This is a genomic window from Flectobacillus sp. (genome assembly GCF_049240685.1).
In the GTDB taxonomy this organism is placed as follows: domain Bacteria; phylum Bacteroidota; class Bacteroidia; order Cytophagales; family Spirosomataceae; genus Flectobacillus.
The window spans coordinates 1-3133 of record NZ_JBMLSD010000474.1; the positions used below are offsets into that span (position 1 = coordinate 1).

General features: G+C 36.3%; 4 protein-coding genes. 2 read left to right on the forward strand and 2 right to left on the reverse strand.

Features of this window, described 5'->3' with window-relative positions:
- Positions 1–104: 104 nt before the first annotated feature.
- Positions 105–617, reverse strand: a complete 513-nt coding sequence (locus ACOVQ4_RS22070; protein WP_421822753.1) for an FKBP-type peptidyl-prolyl cis-trans isomerase — start codon at positions 615–617, stop codon at positions 105–107.
- A gap of 170 nt (positions 618–787) precedes the next feature.
- Between ACOVQ4_RS22070 and ACOVQ4_RS22075 the strand changes: the two genes are divergently transcribed.
- Both ACOVQ4_RS22075 and holA read left to right on the forward strand, forming a co-directional pair.
- Positions 788–1396: an ACP phosphodiesterase gene (locus ACOVQ4_RS22075; RefSeq protein ID WP_421822754.1), complete on the forward strand. Its 609-nt coding sequence runs from the start codon at positions 788–790 to the stop codon at positions 1394–1396.
- Between the two features lie 92 nt (positions 1397–1488).
- On the forward strand, positions 1489–2508 hold the full coding sequence (gene holA, locus ACOVQ4_RS22080) for a DNA polymerase III subunit delta (protein ID WP_421822755.1): 1020 nt from the start codon (positions 1489–1491) through the stop codon (positions 2506–2508).
- Here holA and ACOVQ4_RS22085 read toward each other — a convergent pair.
- Positions 2485–2985, reverse strand: coding sequence for a hypothetical protein (locus ACOVQ4_RS22085; RefSeq protein WP_421822756.1), 501 nt, complete (start codon positions 2983–2985; stop codon positions 2485–2487). The two genes, holA and ACOVQ4_RS22085, sit on opposite strands and share 24 nt — an antisense overlap.
- Positions 2986–3133: the final 148 nt, after the last annotated feature.

Genomic DNA, 3133 nt, shown 5'->3' on the forward strand with positions numbered 1-3133 from the left:
CGATAAAAACACAATTATTCTTTTTGCTTACGGCTTAAAGCATCGAGCCTATTACAGAGCATAGTAAGTTAAATCATCTTAAGCTCCAACTCATCGAGGAGATTTTAGTGATGAACTCCACCTTCTCCATGAACATGACCGTGATCTAGCTCAGATTCGGTAGCCTCTCTAACGCTAATAATAGAACCACTAAAGAACATTTCTTTATCAGCTAATGGGTGATTAAAATCCATTCTAACAAAGTCGTCACCAACTTCGATGATTTGACCTTGCAAACGATTCCCGCGATCGTCGGTCATTGGCAGGAAATTACCCACTTCCAACATTTCCTCTACCAACTCGCCATCTACCTTAAAAATATCTTTAGGTAAATCAACTACAGCAGCTGGGTCATATTCGCCATAGCCATCTTCAGCAGGAATTGAGAATTCAAAAGTTGCTCCAGCTGTCAAACCAGCTATTTTATCTTCGAATGCCTCTGGCAAACCACTCATTCCGTGGATAAATACCATTGGATGATCTTGCTCTACTGTTTCAACTAATTCACGGTCACCGTTTTTGTCTGTCACTGTCAACTGATAAGTCAATGACACGACTTTCGCGTTTGAAATTTCCATTATTTATAAATGTTTGTGCCGATTTCAAATAGTACAAAACAAATCATCTGCTTCATCGGCAAGCCTAATGATGTCCTCTCAAAGAAACTTTTATGAATCTTTTTATATTACAAACGTAATCCTTTTTTCCTTAACTTTATAAGCAATCAACGTCAAAATTCTGTAAAAAGTTGAACTACTTATCACATATATTTTTATCGGGGGATAATGAAGACATTATTCTAGGAAATTTCTTAGGAGATTATGTCAAAGGCAACCTACAAAAATTAGATCAAACCCTATATTCAAAAGAGGTAATTTTGGGACTAAAACTCCATCGTCAAATAGATACTTTTACCGATAGTCATCCTGTTGTTAAAAAGAGCATTTCGCGGGTAAGACCACATTTTCATAAGTTTTCAGGCATTGTGATAGATATGTTTTATGATCATATTTTTGCCAAAAACTTTCATCATTTTTCAGACATTGCTCTCGAGGATTTTAGTATGTCCTTTTACGACTTACTACGTAAAAGGGAAGATGAAATACCCTCTGCATTAGATAGAATGGTTATCTCAATGACCACACGCGATTGGTTGACCAACTATTCAAACCTAGATGGCTTGAGGTGGTCTTTAAAAGGAATTGCCTCTCGAATTAGTTATCAGTCGGGGATAGAAAATGCAACTGAAGTAATCGAAAAAAATTATCCTTTGTTTGAAGAAGACTTTTTTCAATTTTTTCCCGAAATCCAGCAATTTTGTACCGAGTATATAGAAAAGGGAATGCTAGATTTATAGTATTGCCAAACAAGAATTTTTATCTTTGTACCTAGTTTAATTAAACGTGCAGGAGAATCGAAGTATTTAAGGGTCCAAGCCCATCTAATTTTATGCCCAAACTATTTGCTGAAGTCTTCAAGGAAGTGAAAAAAAAACACTTCCAGCCTATTTATGTATTACATGGAGATGAACCTTATTTCATCGACAAGATTGTTGATTTTATTGAGGAAAATGCCCTATCTCAAGCCGATAAAGGATTTAACCAATACATCATCTATGGCAAAGATCATACTATTCCTAGTATTCTGTCGTATGCCAAAAGATTCCCGATGATGTCCGAAAAACAAGTCGTAATCGTAAAAGAGGCGCAAAGCATTCAAGGTATTGAACAAAAAGAGATGCAATCTCTTCTTGAAAACTATGCCAAAAATCCTTTGAACTCAACAATTCTTGTATTAGCCAGTAAGGATTCGATTGATGAAAGAAAAGCTTGGATAAAGGCCATGGATCAGGCTGGGACTGTTATGACATCCAAAAAGATGTATGATAACAAAATCCCAGATTGGGTAATCGAATATTGTCATGAATCTGGTGTAAAAATCAGCCCAAAAGCTGTGCAAATGTTGGTAGAAAATGTCGGAAATGATCTTAAACGACTGGCTTCGGAGATAGACAAAATTATCATTAATCTCAAAATTGATGAAGAAATCAACGCTGCCGTGGTGGAGAGGTTTGTAGGTATTAGCAAAGAATATAATTATTTTGAATTTCAGAAGGCACTTATTCAAAGGGATGTATTAAAAGCAAATCAAATTGTACAGTTTTTTGCCTCCAACCCCAAAGACAATCCTTTGGCTCCCATGGTATTGTTGATGTATAATTTCTTCAGCAAGGTATTATTAGCACACACACATTCGGACAAATCAGACAAAGGCTTGGCAAGCTTCTTAGGGATTAATCCATTCTTTGCCAAAGACTACGTTCAAACCATCAGGAATTACAATTTACCTAAAGTCATACAAATTATTCACGACATCAAAAAAATAGAGCTACAAGCCAAAGGAATAGAGTCCAGCTCAAGCTCAGATGGCGATAAATTAAAAGAACTAACGTTTCGTATTTTGCATTAAAGTCTTCAATGAGAGCCGCTCCAAATCGGCTCTCATTTTGTTATATAGTAGTATATTTCGGCTGACGTGTTTTTTGATATAAAAAATCTTCATTTTTACGGTTGTGCTCTTGCGCAATAGCGGTGGCATATCATCAAGATAACCAATGGACGGCGAACACATATTAATGATAGATGCATCCTCAAGGTTGTTAGTAAATACCAACCAGCGTTTACCAATTTTAGGTAATTTGCCACAGCCATCGGCCTCACTATGGAGTCTCAACTTCCAGCTTCTCCCCTTGTACCATTTCAATATGTTTAAAGTATAGTTCCAAGGATAATCACCATTTGAACTCTCACAAACGACTTCAAACACATACTTATATTGAGGAAAGGCCTTTTGGGCATCCATTACGGGTGGTGGACATTCACAGGCTTTGTTTTCAAAAAGGTTGGAGAAATAGCATAAAAATACAAGGCAGTAGTATTTCATCATAATCGTTTATTTTTTTGAATCATTCAATAAAGATTATAAAAAATAGAATAGCCGCAAAACAAAAAAGGTTCAGAGATATCTCTGAACCTTTTGGTGATCCCGCTGGGACTCGAACCCAGGACCCATACATTAAAAGTGTATTGCTCTA